Here is a 16,024-nt window from a genome sequence, read left to right as displayed (position 1 = left end):
TAATTGCGTAGAGAAAAGTTTAAACTACAAGGCTTATTAAAACTAAGAGAATTCAAGGAACAAAAAATTAAACTTGAGTTAGGGCAGATTAATATCGAAAAAGGACGTTTAAACGAAGCTATTGCAAAATGTAACCTCGATATTGAAGAAACTTATAAGGCCCAAGAGGCTTTCTTTGATACATATACATCGGGAAGGAATGCTCAATTTTTTCCAATGTTTATCCAATCAAAAAGAGACGAAATAAAAGTCTTAGAAAATCAATTACACGCAGTTGAAAGACAGTATCAAGAGAAAGTAAAAGAGCTTTCTGTTGCAAAAGGTGAAGTTAAAGTAATTGATAATTTAAAAAATGAATTTGAAACAGAACAAAATAGGGTCATTGAGAAGAAGCGCCAAGAAGCGATTGATGAATTAATGATGGCAAAAAGGCATGCTCAAAAATTGGCCGGGGAAGCTTAAATGAAAAGGTTATTACTTTTAGTTTTGATTATTTCATCTTCACTTTCAGCTATTGCAGAAGAGAAGAAAATATATTCACAAGAAGAGTTTGATAAGGCACTTGAAGTTGCCTTAGAGAAGAAAATGAAAAAAATAGGGCGTTCAAAGTTGATTGAATTCTCAAAAGAGCTTCTTAAAAAGGAAGAAGAGTTGGCAATTCGTGAAAAGGCCTTAAAGAATCAACAAGAACAAGTTGTTGTTAATCAAAAAGAACTTGAAGGTCGAATTAAGGAATTTAAAACTTACCAAACAAATTTCCTATCATGTCTTGATAAGAAAGATTCTGATGAACAAAAGCGTGTTATTCACATGGTTGATGTTGTTTCTAATATGAGGCCTCAGACAGCGGCAAATCTACTTTCTCAGCAAGATCCTTCTATCTCAATCAAGATTCTCGGAGAGCTCGATCCTGTAAAGGTTTCGAAGATCTTTAATATGATGGATAAAGAAGTTTCAGCGCGTTTACAAAAGCAATACATGACGATGAAGAAGTAGGGGTAAACTTTTCCATGGTTATTTTTTTTGTGAATTTATGTAAAGATGTTGCAAGGCGTTAAAAAAGGGACAAAGAATAATGCTTAAAAACTTACTTGGACATAACTTAAAAGCAAAGGGGATGAAGGAGCAGTCGCAGACTAGTGCGAAAACTGTTTCTCTCGATAACCTGCTTTCTAGTCATGCCAATAAGAAGCTTTCTAAAGGACAAAAAGAAGAGTTTAGTAAACTTCTTCATGGTGGGGAGTCCAAAGGACAAGAATCACTTCTGACTACGAATGTGGCCAAGGGATTAGTGTCAAAATCGCAAAAGCATAATCTTAAAAATCCAGTTAACGAAAAAATCACTCATCAAGAAGTAAGAGAGCTTCTTAAAGAGGGAAAAGCAAATACTAGCTCGCTAATTAAAGATTCAAATAGTCCAAAGATTGCAAAGGCCATGGCCAAACACTCAACACCGACATCTTTAATTTCAACTTTAAGCTCAGCAAGTACAGCAGAGAATAGACCAGTTGGTAAGCACAGTGATATTGATAATATTCTTGGAACAAAGAATATTGTTGAATTACAAAAAGCAAAAACAACACTTGTTAACTCAAAATTAGAAAATTCAACTGAAAACAAGCAAGCACCAAAACTAGCTTCAAATGGTGTTAAGACTAATGCTCTACTAGGTAAGCACACACAAGCAATTATTGAAACAGCGCAAGTTTCACCAGATAGAGAAGTTGAAGCTCCTCGTGAAAACACGAATCTTTTAAGAATGGCACCAACAAACCTACTTAAAGGTAAGAAAGCACCTAGTTTACAAAGTAATCAGTTGACGAGTAGTGCAGATTTTATTGCTAATCGCCAAGTATTAAATAATCAACCTGCAAATGAAATGAAAGCTTCAAATAGCTTACATATGAATAAGTTTACAAAAGAAGCATCACAGAAGAATAACTCAATTATTCGTGTGAAAAATGAAGCTAAGGTTGAAGACTTTTCATCAGATATTACAGCAAAAGGTGATAGAAGAGCACCACAACAGGTTCAAAATAATTTAATTGGTGCACTTGGAAATTCGAATACAGCAAATGATTTTAAAGCTGAAATCAATCTTGCGAAAGCACCAGAAGTTCTTGATCTTTCAAACGTAACGAATGCTGATCAAATGATTAAAGAAGTGACTAACTATATCGAAATGAATCGAATTGAAAATAGTAAGTCTCTACAAGTTCTTGTAAAGCATAATGAACTTGGACATTTTAATGTAACGGCCAATAAAGACGCTAATGGTATGATTGCATTAAATATTGAAGCTTCAACAATTGAAGCGAAAGAATTCTTTAAGGAAAACGAAGTTAAGCTACTTAAAAATCTTGATATGAAAGGAATCAGAGTAGCTGACTTTAAGATCCATACGGCCACGTCTGGTCAAATGAGCGATACTGCTTCACAATCTGAAAGCTTTAAGAATGAAAAGCGTAATAGTGAAAGGCAAGCGGACAAAATCTCCTCTTCAAAAATGAGTGGAAATGAGTCTGAATATGCGAGACAATTAGATAGTGAAGATTCTTTTGCATTTGATAGTTTTCAAGATGCAAGAGAAGGCCGTCAAAGAAGATGGCAAGAGTATAGCGAACGCATAGGTGCATAATGCCAGAAATTGGAAAACCACAACAGAGAAATTCATTTTCACAAATCGGTATGGGCCCACGTCAAACGAAGGGCAATAGTCGAGGTGAATCGGTTGGTGAGCAACTAAACCGTATTGCTGGTAATGATATTGTTGATCAAAAGTTTGTTGATGAAAAAGAGCACAATAAAATGGGCCAAGATGGTTTCTTAAAGCTTCTTTCTCACCAGCTTACAAATCAAGATCCAATGAAGCCGATGGATCAAAAACAGCTATCTGCTGACCTTGCACAATTCTCTCAATTAGAGCAGATGACAAATATGAATGCTAAGCTCGATAAAATGGGTAAGAATGACCCTCAAGAGCTCAAGTTTTTCGGTGCTAGTTTCTTAGGAAAAGAAATTTTAACGAAAGGTGCCTCAGTTAGTTATGATGGCCAATCGTATAAAAAAGATGTTCCATTTTTCTTAGATAAAGAAGCTAAGAATGTTATGGTTAATATCTATGATAAAAATCGCCAGTTAATTGGAAAGGTTGAAGCAGAAAATCTTGGAAGAGGACAACACACTCTTGCTTGGAATGGCCGTCAACTTGATAATACAAGAGCTGCAAAAGGTGATTACACACTTGAAGTTTGGGCCTTTGATAAGGACATGAATAAATTTAAGGGTGAAACAAAATCGACTGGTGTTGTTAATGGTGTTGATTTTGAAAATGGAGAGACAATTTTCACATTAGAAAATGGAAAAAAAGTTTTCTTACGTGATGTTGATAGCTTCAAACTAGCTTCTAATACAGGTTCAGAAGTGAACGATAAAAATATTGCCGCATTGCAGAAAAAGGCGGCACAAAACTATAATAATATTAACAATTCCGCTAACCAATAATTGGAAATAAATGGGAACTAAAGATATTTCAAATTTTCATATTCCAAATGTAAGCCAGATTCCTGGTTCGAAGAAAGTTGATCTTCGTAACCGTCTTGGTAATGTTGGTGGAAACGAAGCTGCTCAATCAGAATTTAAAAATCTTTTAAATGAGCAGATCTCAAATGAGAAGATCAATAAAGCGCATCAGTTAGATCAGTTAGCGCAAACTCAAAGAGAACACGGAATTCAACTTTCGACTCATGCAGCGAAGAGATTGCAAGAGCGAAATATTGATATTGATAGTAACGAGTTTTTTAAACTTAAGGATGCTTTTCAAAAACTTCAAAGTAAGGGTGGAAAGGATTCTTTAGTAATTACAGATAAAGCAGCCTATATCGTGGATGTACCGGCCAAGAAGGTGGTAACGGCCATTGATAAGGGAAGTATAGAGAGTAACGTATTTACAAAAATTGATTCGACTGTATTGGTTTAAGATTTAATTAGCTGGTCCTAACGGAAGCTTCGTGTTTGCCTGTCGTTGTAAACACATCTTTTAAAATCTTTATTCCATTTAGTCGTTTTTAGATCTGGATCTAACAGAGCAGTTTAGATTTAGTTTTAGTCTAGGAGGGACGAATGAGTATTTTAAGGTCATTTAACATTGGTGTATCTGGTTTAAGCGCTTCTGGAGCGGGAATGAACGTTGTTTCAGACAACATTTCAAACGCTGGGACACATGGTTTTAAAGCTTCTAGAGCTGAATTTCAAGATGTACTTGCAGTCTCTCTAAAAGGGATCGAAGGTGGAGATCAGTTCGGTGCTGGTACAAAGCTAGCTCACATTAAGCCAATCATGACTCAAGGTGATGTTGCAAGAACTGAGTCGATCACTGACCTTGCTATTCAAGGTGATGGTTTCTTCAAGGTAAAAGCTCCATTCGGAAATGGATACTCTAGAGATGGTTCAATGCACTTTAACAAAGACGGTGAGCTTGTTAACGGTGATGGATATAAAGTAATTGGTTTCAAATCAAATGAAGATGGAACACTTACAAATAAAGAAGGTGAGATTAAGTTAGGAAACACAACGATTCCAGCTCAAGCAACGGAAAAAGTTAAGCTTTCTATGAACTTAGACTCAAGAGCTTCTGTTAAGCAATTTGATCCAAATAATCCAGAAGAAACTTCAAACTTTTCTTCTTCAATGACTGTATACGATAACGTAGGTACAGCTAGATTAATTACTGTTTATTATAATAAGACTGCTGATAATAACTGGACTTACCGTGCAATGGTTGACGGTGCTGATGCTCAAGGTGGTGAAGCTGGAACTATGGTTGAAATGGCACAAGGTCAACTTATCTTCAACGACAAAGGTCAGCTTCAAGAAGAAGTAGAGTCTTCAAATGCTTTCAACTTCAATAAAGGTGCACAACAAGGTCAAAAAATTGAATTCTCATGGGGTGAATCAATCTCTGAAGGTGGAGATGGTACTGATGCTTCAACTCAGTATGGTTCAGGGTCTGCAGTTGCTAGACACACTCAAGATGGTGCATCAGCTGCTACTCTTGGATCTCTATCGTTCAACGATGATGGTATCCTTACTGCAGTTTATGACAATGGTGAAACAAGAGATATCGCTCAAATCGCTATTGCAAAATTTGATAATAACGAAGGTCTTTTCAAAATGGGGAAAAACCTTTTTAAAGAATCTAAAAACTCTGGTCAACCAGCAATGGGGAAACCAGGTGAAGCAGGACGTGGACAAGTTCTTTCAAAGTCGATCGAACTTTCAAACGTTGATATTGCAAATGAGTTCGTTAACCTAATGACGTCTCAAAGAAACTTCCAAGCTAATGCTAAGACGATCTCTACAGCAGATAAAATGATGCAAGAGGTCTTCAGAATCAAGGGTTAATAAATAACTCATACTCCTATGCTTTTAAGGCCCTCTTTTGAGGGCCTTTTTTATGTTCTTGTGCTTAAATACTTCTATTATTGGAGAATTTTATGAAGACAAGAATTGAAGAAGATTTACTCGGACAATTAGAAATAGATAATGAAATGCTTTATGGAATCCATACGCAAAGGGCCCTAAATAATTTTCAAATATCAAATGCAAAAATTGGAGACTACCCTAATTTTGTTAAGGGGATGGTTCTTACTAAAAAGGCAGCTGCAGCTGCTAATAAAGAAATTGGTACAATGGAAGATGATAAGTGCGATATGATTATTAGCGCTTGTGATGAAATCCTAGCAAACCTTGATGATTACTTAAAATACTTTCCATCAGATGTCTTTCAAGGCGGAGCTGGTACTTCGGTAAATATGAATACTAACGAGGTTATTGCTAATGTTGCTCTTGAAATGAATGGACATAAACGTGGCGATTATAGTGTCTTAAATCCAAACGATCACGTAAATAAATCTCAATCAACAAACGATGCTTATCCAACTGGTTTTCGTGTCGCAGTTTTCTTTTATATGACTAAAGTAATTGAGCGAATTCAAGAGCTATCAGATAGTTTTGAAAAGAAGGGCGTTGAGTTTGAAAAAGTTTTAAAAATGGGGAGAACACAATTACAGGATGCTGTTCCTATGTCATTAGGAGATGAGTTTCACTCATGGGCAGTTAATCTTCGTGAAGAAGTGCGCTCTCTTTCCCGTTGTCGTGACCTTGTTTTAGAAGTTAACTTAGGTGCGACAGCAATTGGAACAGGACTAAATGCTCACGATCGTTATTCTGATCTTGCCATCGGTTTTCTTTCAAAATTTACAGAAGAAAGTTTTGTAAAATCGGAAAACTTAATTGAGGCAACATCAGATTGTGGAGCTTATGTTATGATCTCTGGGTCTTTAAAAAGAACAGCGGTTAAACTTTCAAAGATTTGTAATGATCTAAGACTTCTTTCTTCAGGTCCACGTTGTGGGTTTAATGAAATCAATCTTCCTGAGCTCCAGGCCGGATCATCTATTATGCCAGCAAAGGTAAACCCAGTTATTCCAGAAGTTGTAAATCAGGTTTGTTTCAAAGTTATTGGAAATGATATGACTATTACAATGGCCGCTGAAGCAGGACAACTGCAACTTAATGTAATGGAGCCAGTTATTGCTCAATCTCTATTTGAATCAGTTGATCTTCTTAGTCATGCGGCAACAACTTTAAAAGAGAAGTGCGTTGAAGGTATTACAGCTAATGAAGAGCATACGACAAATATGGTTTTAAACTCAGTTGGAATCATTACATATTTAAATCCATTTATTGGCCACCACATGGGTGACGTTATTGGAAAAGAGGCCGTAAAGACGGGGAAATCAATTCGAGAATTAGTTCTTGAGAAGAAGTTACTTTCTGAAGAAGAATTAGATGAGATTCTTTCAGTTGAAAATTTAATTAAGCCTAAGTACAGAGCAAAATTATTCAAATAAAAAAAGCCTCCATTTCGGAGGCTTTCTTTTTCGCTATATTAATTACGACGATTTCTTCTTTCTTTAAATACATGAGCTCGGCAAGTTGCGGCCATGATATTTGGATGATTTGTTGGCCCTGAGAACCTTGTGAAGTCAAAGCTTCTAACGTTGCAACCATGTTGGCAACGGTAGTTAAAAGTTCTTTGAAATCCATTCGTGTATGTAATCGTGTATTGATAATCAAGAACAGTCATAAACCTATGTGAATTATTATAAATTTCACAATTAACAAAAGGTCCCCAATTAATTTGGCCTTCCACTGTGCGGTGTCTTTCTTCTTGTGCCCAAATCTTTTGAGTTAAAAAAAGTAGCAGCGCTAAACATAATAGCTTTTTCATAAAAATCCCTCTCTAATGAATATTTATATAAAAATGCTATTAGAGATTAGAGGCTCTGGCAAGTTAACGAGGGTAAAGCTATAGGTGCGACGTGTTACTGGTTTAGTAGTCTATCGGCCTGGATTGTTAGGCCAACATTCTCTCTTGTCACTTTGCAGTATAGTTGTGTACCTTTGAAAGTTTCTTCTTTCCACATATCCTGGTAATCATCCCAGTTTTCGTCTGCAAAGAATTGATCAAAGAAGGCACCGATTGAATCCACTAATCCTTCTAGAAGCTTAGTGTGGTCACCGTTTTCTTCTAGATCCATTGAGGCAAAGTATGTTGTAGCAGCAGCTGCTTGGTTTGATGTGTCCACAAGAGAAGCAATTACTAGAACTTCACCTTTGTGCAATCTTCCATAGACTTCAAAAACTTTATTAGCATCAAATAACTCGTTGCGATACGTATCTTGAAGAAGTTCAAGTACAGAATCTGCCCACTCATTTGGAAGATCAATTAAAAATGGCCCGTTTGTTCTTGAAAGCATTCGCAATATCCTTTTTTAACGCTACGAAAATCTATATAGAAGTAGAAGATAATTAACAAGCCACTGTTTGTGTGTCAATATATCTGGACTTTAAATAAGACTAAATAAAAAGGAGTAAATAATGAGTGTTTATATTCTTTCTGGTGCTAGAACACCAAGTGGAAGTTTCTTAAGCTCACTTGCAGAAGTTGGAGCAACTCGCTTAGGTGCAACGGCAATTGAAGCTGCAGTTGAAAAAGCGGGAATCGCAAAAGATAAGGTTGATGAAGTATTTATGGGGAACGTTGTTCAGGCAGGTGTTGGACAAGCTCCAGCTCGTCAGGCCGCAATCTTTGCAGGTCTAAGCGAAGCGACTCCATGTACAACAATTAATAAAGTTTGTGGATCGGGGATGAAGACAATTATCTCTGGTGCTCAGTCAATTATGACAGGTGACAATCAAGTTGTTGTTGCTGGTGGTATGGAAAATATGTCACAAGCTCCTCACTTGCTTATGAACTCTAGAACTGGTGTTGCAAAATTTGGTGCAGCAGAAGTTAAAGATGCTATGCAATGGGATGGACTTTGGGATGTTTATTCTGACCAAGCAATGGGAAATTGTGCAGAAGAGTGTACTGAAAAATATAACCTAACAAGAGAAGCACAAGATGCTTATTCAATTGAGTCTTTTAAAAGAGCTCAAGCTGCAATCGAAGCTGGGATTTTTAAAGATGAAATCGCTCCAGTAACAATCAAAGGTCGCAAAGGTGACGTTGTTGTTTCTGAAGACGAAGGACCATTCAAGGCTAAGTTTGATAAGATTCCTGGTCTAAGACCAGCTTTCAAAAAAGATGGAACAATTACTGCTGCTAACGCATCAACTATTAATGATGGTGCTGCTGCTGTTGTTCTTGCAGGTGAAGAATATAAAGACCAAGCAGAATTTAAAATCGTTGGTTGGGCATCTCACGCTCAAGCGCCAACTTGGTTTACAACTGCTCCAATTGAAGCAATGAAGAAGAACCTTGAGAAAACTGGACTAAAACTTTCAGATATTGATGTTTTTGAAATCAATGAAGCTTTCGCAGCTGTTCCAATGGCAGCGATGGCAGAAATGGGAATTGATCACGCAAAACTTAATATCTATGGTTCTGGTGTATCACTTGGTCACCCAATTGGAACTTCTGGTACTCGTATTGTGGTAACACTTATGACTGCTATGAAAAACCAAAATGCAAAGTACGGTTTGGCCTCTATTTGCATCGGTGGCGGTGAGGCGTTATCATTGATATTAGAAAAAATTAAATAAATTTGCAGGACTTTCGTAGTCCTGCTTTTTAGTAGGACTATGGATGGCCCAAGCTCAAACACAAAAACAACACAAATCTGGTATCGTTCGATTCAAAGCAGGTGAAGTTCTTTTCAACCAAAACGATCCAGCGGATTCTCTTTATATTATTCAAAAAGGACAGATAAGACTCTATATTCCAAAAGGACAGGGCTTTGTTGAAATTGCAATCCTTCGTGCTGGTGAAGTTATTGGTGAGATGGCCTATTTTGATGATAAGGGATCAAGAAGAAGTTGTTCTGCTGCTGCCATTGTTCCTACAGATGTTGTTCGCGTTACATTTTCTGCATTCGATAAAACAATGCAGGGTCTTAATCCATGGTTTAAAACAATCGTTAATACTCTTGCTGAACGTTTGAGAAAGACGAATGATCGTGTAAAAGCACTTGAGACTAATTCTGTTGGTTTCGGTAAAGATGGTAAAGTTGGCGAGTATGTCTTCTTTCACACAACAGATGTACTAAGAATTCTTGCAGGGATTTATCTATCATCAAAAGTACACGCACAAAAAGGTGAGGATGGTGCTCATCGAATTCATATAAGTTCAATTCGTTATTACCTATTCGATATCTTTGGTGTTTCTGAAATTAAATTTGAAGAGATGATAGAACTTTTAAAAAGAGAAGGTTTAATTGTTATGGAAGATGACAAGGATGGGCAACCAAAGCTTGTCAAAATACCTAATCTTGAAAATCTTCGAAGTATTGTAGCTTTTGTTAATGCTGAAAAAATAAAAACAGATGATAAGAAAATAAAAACAACGAAGAAGTGCAATCTAATTCTTTCTCGTATGAAGAATCAACTTCTTGCAAAAGGTATTACTAAAGGAAAGTCTTCCGCCGATTTATCTGCAGTTATTGCTGAGCTTAAGGAAGGTGAAGCGATTGTTAACGCTGAAGATATTCGTCCTGCAATATTAGCGGGAATTGTGGAAGATATTTTCGTGGATGACAAAGGTAATATGACTAATGTTGTTGATATGGATAAATTGATTAAAATTTTACCGGGCCTAATCTTTCAAGTTGCTTGGCAACGTTTAAATGAAGAAAAGGCCGGTAATAGTTATTAGTTTCCAGTTGGATAGAAGTTTACTTCAACGTTGGCACCATCACTATAAATAGCATTTCCATAAAGTTTTAAGAAGTAACCAGTTTCGTTCATAACAGGTGTCGCTGGAGTGTCATCTGTTGGACTTGTCACCTTAATATTGAAGTTTGAATAATAAGCAGGATTAGATCCTGATTTCATTAATTGCCATCCATTTGTCGAACTCTTATTAATAGTCTGCCCATTAATCTTAAGAGTAATCGAACTTTCAACAGGCTTACTATTAAGTTTTACGTAACCATAAAAGTTTTGTGGTGTTTGATAGCTTACAACTAAACATTCTGGATATTCCACAATTGCATTTCCATTTAAGCGAATGATGTGGCCAGAGTGTTCTTCTCCAACTGAAGGAGAGTATCTTGTTGCAAAGTTTCCTCTCTCACCAATATAAGTATAGCCATTGCTCATTCCTTCGAGAATTGGTGTTCCAGCTTGAGAGCTTCCTCTTACATACTTTGTGATAATTAGAGAACTAGTATCGATAAGAGCACCTGGTTCTGCTACTTTCCAGTAGTTGTATTTGTGTTTTTCTATTGAGTCATTAATTGAGCTATAAACATGACTAAAAATATTACTGAAGTTTCTTTGCTCGCATAGATAAACCTTATCATTGTATCCTGTATACATAGCGCGTGGGAAAGGATATGGATTACTTCCACTTAGATTTTCATAAGGCTGGTTATAGATCAGGTCACTAGCACCATGATAATTATAATTTTTCTGACCGTCAGTAATTTGATAACATTCATCTTGTCTTGGATCTTTATTTGGGGCAAGTGAAATCAGTCTTAGCATTGATGAGTTAAGCTTATAGCTTCCTACATTACTACATGATTCATTAAAAGTTGCCGCTGTATTGCGAGTTGTTCCTAGCATTTGCTTGTCTATCTCCTCATAAGTTGAATCAGAGTAGAGTGCGCCATTATAATTACCACGCATACAAAGAAGGTCATGGGCCATGGCCTTACGATATTTTTCGGCTAGGCGGCTATTATTTGGTAAGCTGTAACCAGTTGTGTTCCAAGAGTTATCATCTTCATTAGACATAATGACAATAATTGTATGGGAATTCTTTCTAAGAGCACCATTTAATTGATTAAGTTTTACTAATTCGTTAATACGTGAAAGACCACTTTCTTTTGTTCCTGAACTAGAGCTGAAATTTGAGATGACACTTGAAGCAGTAGCGCGAGAAATTGTCGTCACCCCTGAAGGGCTGATTCCCGCACGAGAAAAGAAATATGTTCCACTATTTCCCGAACCAATAAGAGGCGCTATCAGAACCTGGTAATCGAATCGATCCGCAATATTGTTTACAACATTATTTAGCGCCGTTTTAGTCTGGCTACTAATAAAGCTGGTACTTCTTGAGTTATCCCAAACAAAGAGTAGGTCAACAGGTGGCCTAATATAAGTAAACTTAGAACACATTTCACTGTTTACTGTCTGAGTAGGGTCTGTCCCAAATGAGTTAGAATTCTTGCGTGTTGCAAATTCTTCTTTCGCACAAGAGGCCATGAATAATAATGTCAAAACAAGTAAGATCTTTTTCATCAATTAACTCTTCGGTTAAGAAAAACTAAAACTTAAATATAATTCAGCCTTTTTTACTAAAGTATTATTCCCATTTGATGCTTCTTAGGGGCAATATTTTTCATTAATTTTGTTAATGATATCAACAGGTTAAAATAGGAAGTGCAAATCAAATGGAGAAGAATATGGCACAATGGTATTACGTTGAAAAAGGTGAAAGAGTAGGACCTGTTGAATTGGAAGAGGTTGAAGTCCTATTTGGAAAAGGAAAGCTGACACCTGATAGCTATGTTTGGACTAAAGGATTTGATAATTGGAAACTTATTTCAGAAGCAACTGAGCTAGGACACTTATTAAATAAGCGTGTAATGGATGAACTTCCTCCAGAGCTCGATATGCCTCCTGTCATTGATGATCAGCACGTCGTCCTTTATTCATGGGATGATATCAAAGATGATGAAAAAATAATTACGATTAAAATTGGTCTTGATCGAGGAATGGAAGAAGTTGAGTATGGGCCGTTTAGTGTAATTGATTTACAAAAGGCTTATCAGCAAAATCGTATTAATGAAAAAACTCTTGCTTATATTCCTGGTGAAAACGAATGGGTTTTCTTAGCAGAAACACCAATTGCTAAGAAGGTAATGGGGACTGTTCCTCCATTAATTACAGATGATGAAAGAAGATTAAATCAAAGAAAGCCATTTGTTGCTCGTATGTTCTTTCATGATTCTCAACAGGTATTTGAAGGAGTTTGTCGCGATATCTCAATCGGTGGAATGCAAGTTCTCGTTTCGAATTTTCCATTTAATGTAGGTGATGAGGTCACATTAAATGTTCACCCTGAAAATACTGATTACCACTTTATTGCCTCGGGCCTAGTAGTAAGACATCTTAATGAGAACCAAGGTTTTGCTCTCCGATTTGTTAATCTCTCAGACGAAGCTGAAAGCTCGATTAAAAGCTATATCGGTTAATTTAAGATGGATACTTCGATCTATATTCGTGAGTATCATTCAGGTAATGAGGAAGCAAAAACCCTCATTCTTTTTCATGATATTGGCGGAGGCCACTATACTTACGATAGTTTAATTCCCTTGCTTGTGGAAGAAGGGGTGAATGTTGTTTGTTTTGATTATATTGGCCATGGCCTAAGTTCTGGCACACGTGGACACTTTGAAAGTATTAATCACGTTAAGAATTTTTTAAATGAACTATATCAACATAGTAAACTTGCGCAAGGTGAGGAGATTTATACTCTGGCCGTTAATCAAGGTGCATTGATCTCTCTTTTTTATTCCACGCTATTTGATAATGTAAAAGGTAATATATTCTTAAATCCTAAAATTAGAACTGAATATAATAAGAACTTAAAAAATGAATTAATATCTAAAATACCATGGCAACCAAATTTCTTGTCACGCTCTCATATTAAGCTATCAAAGCAAAGCAATGACTTAACGGCCAATAACTTTGTAACAAAGAAGACTCTAGTTGTTCTTAACCAAATCTTGAAAAAAGTTCAATTGAACGTCTATTTCATGCAATGTCGAAACTTAATCTTTAGTAGTAATAAAGACAGTATTATCTTTGAGACAATCATGAGTGAATTTAGAGAAGAGGTTGAAATCCCTGAGTTTAATTCTGTAAAGACCATAAAAAAACAAGACATTATTTTCAAAGAAACTTATAATTGGATACATGAAAACTAAAATTTTAGCTCTTTTTGCCCTGGTTTTATTAACTTCTTGCGGAAATATGACAAAGAACTTTGTCAAAGGCGGAGAATCTATTATCAAGGGTGGTACTGCTGGTGGTAAGCCTTGGAATGATCCTTTGAAGTTTCAACGCCTCTCTTGGTATTCAGAGCTTAATTTAATGTATGATGTTTTCTTAACTAAAATCGAGCCAAGCTCTCCGTTTTGGCAATGGTTTTCTGAAGGTGAGTCAAGACGCCTTAAAGAGTGTAAGGATGTCTATGTTGCTATCACATTTAGTTTAGACTCTGACCGAATTTCTCATGCAATGTTTTATAATCAAGTTTTATCGAAAGAGCTTCAGCCTGTCGTAACTAATGACTTTGATCTTGCCATTGCAAACCATCCAGACTTCAATAAATTCTTTTTGTCGTTATACAAGAGTAAAACACTTTGTGCTACATCTGATATCGGTGACTTAAAGATTCATTTTCCAAATTATAGAGTGAAAACTCTGCATTTTTAGTCAAAAACTTATCTAAAGTTTGCACTCTGAAGTTCCGATAAAAATTCGAGGAGCTTTAGTAATGAGTGAAGAAAAGAAATTTGATAGATTTGGTCGATACCTTATTCTAGATCACCTAGTTGATGGTGGTATGGCCAAAATTTGTCGAGCTCGCTTTCTGGGGGAGCAAGCCGATAAAATTGTAGCAATCAAAATGGTTCAGCCACAATTTTCATCTGACGAAGCATTTCAAACTATGTTCATGGATGAGATTAAGACGACATTTGGATTATTACATCCAAATATCGTTCAGACCTATGACTATGGTTTTCATAATGGTCAGCTTTTTGTTGCGATGGAATATTGTGATGGTAGAAACTTAAAGCAATATATCGATAAACTTAAAGAACATAACTATGTCTTTCCTGTTGAAATCTCAGCTTTTATTACGATTCAAGCAGCCCAAGGCCTTCACTACGCTCACACATTCACTGATAAACTAACAGGGAAACCTGCAAATATTATTCACCGTGATATTTCACCTCATAATATCATGTTAACTTTTGATGGCTCAGTAAAGGTAATCGACTTTGGTATTGCAAAGTCTGAAACTAACTCTGAAGCGACTCAGGCGGGAACTATTAAAGGTAAGTTATCATACCTTGCTCCTGAATACTTAGATGGTTTAGATCTTGATCCACGTTACGATCTATTTGCTACAGCAATTACATTATGGGAAATGCTATGTTCTAGAAAGCTTTTCAAAGCTTCAAATGATCTAGCGGTATTAAAGAAGATTCAAGAATGTAAAATTCCTGTACCTTCATCAATTAACCCAATGGTTCCAAAAGAACTTGATAAGATTATTTTAAAGGCTCTTCATAAAGATCGTAACAAGCGTTACCAATCTCTTGAAGAGTTTGCTCGAGCTTTAAATAAGTTCTTATACTCAACTTATCCAGACTTCAACTCTTCAGATCTTTCATACTTTGCTAAAGAGTTATTCAAAGATGAGATTAAAGTTGACCGTGAAAGAATGTATGAATTTGGTCAGATTGAGCTTGGCCCATATATTAAAGATTATAAAAATGAAACAGAAGGTAAGCCTTACAGTAGTGATGATAGTGTTGATGCAACTCAACCATCTGTAGCTAAGAAGAGAAAAGAAAAAGAGGCACTTTTTGAACTTGATATTGATGAACAAACAGATATTCAAGTAGAAGGTTCATTACCTAAACTTGATATGGCCTCAAAGTCATCAAAAACAAAAATTAATAAGATTGATATTCGCTCTAATAAGACTAGTGCTAGTACTAAGATCAAGCGAATTAAGAAAAAGAAGAAAGTTGAAGCAAAGAAAAAGAACTACTTCATTCATGTTGCCTCTGTGGCAGCAATTGCTGCTGGAGTTTACTTTGCTAAGGATCATATTCCTTTCTTGAAAAATTCATCAACAACTCCAACTGAGGTTGCAACGACAGTAGAGCCAAAGGCTAAAACAAAGCGTGAGCCTACAAGTAACCAGCGTGGAACGATAACGCTTAAGAACTTCAGTCGAAATAAAGATAAACTTTATATCAATGGATCTGAACAAAGTGTTGATGTTTTAAATCGTATAAAAGTAAATGCAAATGAACTATTAACTGTTCGTGTAGAGAAGACAGGGCGTGAGCACTTCATTGTCCAAGATATTTCAATTCAGGATGGAGAGTCTCGTAATATTCAAGTTGAATCGATGCCAAAAGCATACTTTGGATATCTACAAACAAGTTCTGCTTGTTTAAAGGGAACGATCAGTTTTGAACTTTTTGGAGAGCAAAGAGAAGAGAGATTACCTATCCGCTTTGTTCCAGGGATTCCATTTGCAACTGGAATAAGTCCACAAGGTGATAGTGTTCCAAAGGAATATGAAGTCATTATTAAGGATGCAAAGAGCTCTGTACCACATAAGGTAAGTTTCGAAATTCAAAATTCCAAGGTCGTCGATCTTTGTAAATTATTATAAAAAAAAAAGCCCGCTTAGCGGGCCTTT

16 protein-coding genes are annotated in these 16,024 nt (G+C 36.2%); 13 read left to right on the top strand and 3 right to left on the bottom strand.

Annotated features, from left to right (window positions below; all coding sequences use genetic code 11):
- Positions 1–3 precede the first annotated feature (3 nt).
- The 7 genes from ACMAYS_RS06835 to aspA all read left to right on the top strand — a co-directional run bounded on the left by ACMAYS_RS06835 (position 4) and on the right by aspA (position 6,914).
- The gene (locus ACMAYS_RS06835; RefSeq protein WP_392990807.1) at positions 4–462 is read left to right on the top strand and encodes a flagellar FliJ family protein; all 459 of its coding nucleotides are present in this window, start codon (positions 4–6) and stop codon (positions 460–462) included.
- Positions 463–996: a hypothetical protein gene (locus ACMAYS_RS06830; protein ID WP_103218954.1), complete on the top strand. Its 534-nt coding sequence runs from the start codon at positions 463–465 to the stop codon at positions 994–996.
- Between the two features lie 79 nt (positions 997–1,075).
- Complete coding sequence (locus tag ACMAYS_RS06825) at positions 1,076–2,638, top strand: hypothetical protein (RefSeq protein ID WP_412462982.1); 1,563 nt, start codon at positions 1,076–1,078, stop codon at positions 2,636–2,638.
- Positions 2,638–3,504 carry a flagellar hook assembly protein FlgD gene (locus tag ACMAYS_RS06820; protein WP_412462981.1) on the top strand — a complete coding sequence of 289 codons (867 nt, stop codon included), beginning with the start codon at positions 2,638–2,640 and terminating at the stop codon, positions 3,502–3,504. The genes ACMAYS_RS06825 and ACMAYS_RS06820 overlap by 1 nt, the downstream gene beginning before the upstream one ends.
- A 10-nt stretch (positions 3,505–3,514) precedes the next feature.
- On the top strand, positions 3,515–3,979 hold the full coding sequence (locus tag ACMAYS_RS06815) for a TIGR02530 family flagellar biosynthesis protein (protein ID WP_103218957.1): 465 nt from the start codon (positions 3,515–3,517) through the stop codon (positions 3,977–3,979).
- A gap of 143 nt (positions 3,980–4,122) precedes the next feature.
- Positions 4,123–5,403, top strand: a complete 1,281-nt coding sequence (locus tag ACMAYS_RS06810; RefSeq protein WP_103218958.1) for a flagellar hook protein FlgE — start codon at positions 4,123–4,125, stop codon at positions 5,401–5,403.
- Positions 5,404–5,495: 92 nt separating this feature from the next.
- On the top strand, positions 5,496–6,914 hold the full coding sequence (aspA, locus tag ACMAYS_RS06805; protein ID WP_103218959.1) for an aspartate ammonia-lyase: 1,419 nt from the start codon (positions 5,496–5,498) through the stop codon (positions 6,912–6,914).
- Positions 6,915–6,952: 38 nt separating this feature from the next.
- Here aspA and ACMAYS_RS06800 read toward each other — a convergent pair whose 3' ends face one another.
- Together ACMAYS_RS06800 and ACMAYS_RS06795 are read right to left on the bottom strand one after the other, a co-directional pair.
- A complete protein-coding gene (locus tag ACMAYS_RS06800; RefSeq protein ID WP_103218960.1) occupies positions 6,953–7,294 on the bottom strand; it encodes a hypothetical protein in 342 nt (113 codons plus the stop codon).
- Positions 7,295–7,388: 94 nt separating this feature from the next.
- On the bottom strand, positions 7,389–7,823 hold the full coding sequence (locus ACMAYS_RS06795) for a hypothetical protein (RefSeq protein ID WP_103218961.1): 435 nt from the start codon (positions 7,821–7,823) through the stop codon (positions 7,389–7,391).
- Positions 7,824–7,944: 121 nt separating this feature from the next.
- Between ACMAYS_RS06795 and ACMAYS_RS06790 the strand changes: the two genes are divergently transcribed.
- Together ACMAYS_RS06790 and ACMAYS_RS06785 are read left to right on the top strand one after the other, a co-directional pair.
- On the top strand, positions 7,945–9,111 hold the full coding sequence (locus ACMAYS_RS06790; RefSeq protein WP_103218962.1) for a thiolase family protein: 1,167 nt from the start codon (positions 7,945–7,947) through the stop codon (positions 9,109–9,111).
- Positions 9,112–9,154: 43 nt separating this feature from the next.
- The gene (locus ACMAYS_RS06785; RefSeq protein ID WP_103218963.1) at positions 9,155–10,219 is read left to right on the top strand and encodes a Crp/Fnr family transcriptional regulator; all 1,065 of its coding nucleotides are present in this window, start codon (positions 9,155–9,157) and stop codon (positions 10,217–10,219) included.
- Here the strand turns inward: ACMAYS_RS06785 and ACMAYS_RS06780 are convergent.
- Complete coding sequence (locus ACMAYS_RS06780) at positions 10,216–11,811, bottom strand: hypothetical protein (protein ID WP_412462980.1); 1,596 nt, start codon at positions 11,809–11,811, stop codon at positions 10,216–10,218. The genes ACMAYS_RS06785 and ACMAYS_RS06780 overlap by 4 nt on opposite strands.
- 164 nt (positions 11,812–11,975) lie before the next feature.
- On the opposite strand from ACMAYS_RS06780, the gene ACMAYS_RS06775 reads away from it, so the two are divergent.
- The 4 genes from ACMAYS_RS06775 (at position 11,976) to ACMAYS_RS06760 (ending at position 15,997) form a co-directional block, all read left to right on the top strand.
- Positions 11,976–12,767: a GYF domain-containing protein gene (locus tag ACMAYS_RS06775; RefSeq protein WP_158246935.1), complete on the top strand. Its 792-nt coding sequence runs from the start codon at positions 11,976–11,978 to the stop codon at positions 12,765–12,767.
- Between the two features lie 6 nt (positions 12,768–12,773).
- Positions 12,774–13,502 carry an alpha/beta hydrolase gene (locus tag ACMAYS_RS06770; RefSeq protein WP_103218966.1) on the top strand — a complete coding sequence of 243 codons (729 nt, stop codon included), beginning with the start codon at positions 12,774–12,776 and terminating at the stop codon, positions 13,500–13,502.
- Complete coding sequence (locus tag ACMAYS_RS06765) at positions 13,492–14,013, top strand: hypothetical protein (protein WP_103218967.1); 522 nt, start codon at positions 13,492–13,494, stop codon at positions 14,011–14,013. The genes ACMAYS_RS06770 and ACMAYS_RS06765 overlap by 11 nt, the downstream gene beginning before the upstream one ends.
- A gap of 61 nt (positions 14,014–14,074) precedes the next feature.
- Complete coding sequence (locus ACMAYS_RS06760; protein ID WP_103218968.1) at positions 14,075–15,997, top strand: serine/threonine protein kinase; 1,923 nt, start codon at positions 14,075–14,077, stop codon at positions 15,995–15,997.
- Positions 15,998–16,024 lie beyond the last annotated feature (27 nt).

This window comes from Halobacteriovorax sp. RT-2-6, assembly GCF_047085025.1.
GTDB lineage: Bacteria > Bdellovibrionota > Bacteriovoracia > Bacteriovoracales > Bacteriovoracaceae > Halobacteriovorax_A.
The sequence above is the reverse complement of the archived record's forward strand: the minus strand, read 5'-3'. Positions and strand labels throughout refer to the sequence as shown.

Excerpts from the sequence above, each read along its gene's own strand:
- ACMAYS_RS06830 (WP_103218954.1), top strand. The coding sequence starts at position 463 with ATGAAAAGGTTATTACTTTTAGTTTTGATTATTTCATCTTCACTTTCA.
- ACMAYS_RS06765 (WP_103218967.1), top strand. The coding sequence starts at position 13,492 with ATGAAAACTAAAATTTTAGCTCTTTTTGCCCTGGTTTTATTAACTTCT.
- ACMAYS_RS06785 (WP_103218963.1), top strand. The coding sequence starts at position 9,155 with ATGGCCCAAGCTCAAACACAAAAACAACACAAATCTGGTATCGTTCGA.
- ACMAYS_RS06780 (WP_412462980.1), bottom strand. The coding sequence starts at position 11,811 with ATGAAAAAGATCTTACTTGTTTTGACATTATTATTCATGGCCTCTTGT.
- ACMAYS_RS06800 (WP_103218960.1), bottom strand. The coding sequence starts at position 7,294 with ATGAAAAAGCTATTATGTTTAGCGCTGCTACTTTTTTTAACTCAAAAG.
- ACMAYS_RS06760 (WP_103218968.1), top strand. The coding sequence starts at position 14,075 with ATGAGTGAAGAAAAGAAATTTGATAGATTTGGTCGATACCTTATTCTA.
- ACMAYS_RS06825 (WP_412462982.1), top strand. The coding sequence starts at position 1,076 with ATGCTTAAAAACTTACTTGGACATAACTTAAAAGCAAAGGGGATGAAG.
- ACMAYS_RS06770 (WP_103218966.1), top strand. The coding sequence starts at position 12,774 with ATGGATACTTCGATCTATATTCGTGAGTATCATTCAGGTAATGAGGAA.
- aspA (WP_103218959.1), top strand. The coding sequence starts at position 5,496 with ATGAAGACAAGAATTGAAGAAGATTTACTCGGACAATTAGAAATAGAT.
- ACMAYS_RS06775 (WP_158246935.1), top strand. The coding sequence starts at position 11,976 with ATGGCACAATGGTATTACGTTGAAAAAGGTGAAAGAGTAGGACCTGTT.
- ACMAYS_RS06820 (WP_412462981.1), top strand. The coding sequence starts at position 2,638 with ATGCCAGAAATTGGAAAACCACAACAGAGAAATTCATTTTCACAAATC.
- ACMAYS_RS06790 (WP_103218962.1), top strand. The coding sequence starts at position 7,945 with ATGAGTGTTTATATTCTTTCTGGTGCTAGAACACCAAGTGGAAGTTTC.
- ACMAYS_RS06795 (WP_103218961.1), bottom strand. The coding sequence starts at position 7,823 with ATGCTTTCAAGAACAAACGGGCCATTTTTAATTGATCTTCCAAATGAG.
- ACMAYS_RS06810 (WP_103218958.1), top strand. The coding sequence starts at position 4,123 with ATGAGTATTTTAAGGTCATTTAACATTGGTGTATCTGGTTTAAGCGCT.
- ACMAYS_RS06815 (WP_103218957.1), top strand. The coding sequence starts at position 3,515 with ATGGGAACTAAAGATATTTCAAATTTTCATATTCCAAATGTAAGCCAG.